This window comes from Bradyrhizobium sp. MI1.3 (assembly GCF_055811695.1).
Window position 1 is genome coordinate 1 of record NZ_JBVVPQ010000301.1, and the last position, 290, is coordinate 290.

At 56.6% G+C, this 290-nt stretch carries 1 pseudogene; it reads left to right on the forward strand.

The annotated features are described in order from the left end of the window. Positions 1 to 282 (forward strand): annotated as a pseudogene (locus AC0L3A_RS41105) (hypothetical protein); the annotation flags it as partial. Positions 283 to 290 lie beyond the last annotated feature (8 nt).

Sequence of the window (290 nt, forward strand, 5' to 3'; positions counted from 1 at the left end):
TGTCTTTGTGGACTGTTTTGGGATTGCAGGGTTTTGATGCTTCGGGCATCGGAACCTTGCGATTTCGTTTTTAGATTCCGTCGAATCGCCAGTCATGATTCCGTGGCCGCATCGGAGGTGGCGATGCGACCGAAGAAGCACAGGACGACGGGATCGGGCGATCTGTTCCGGGCCAGGCTGGACCAGATCATCAATATGAAGCACGAGCTGGTTCAGAGCTGGCCCCGGTTGATTGGACAGCGCCCCGCTGGATTTAAGTGGATTCCTGCCGGGTTATGCTGAACGCGGGG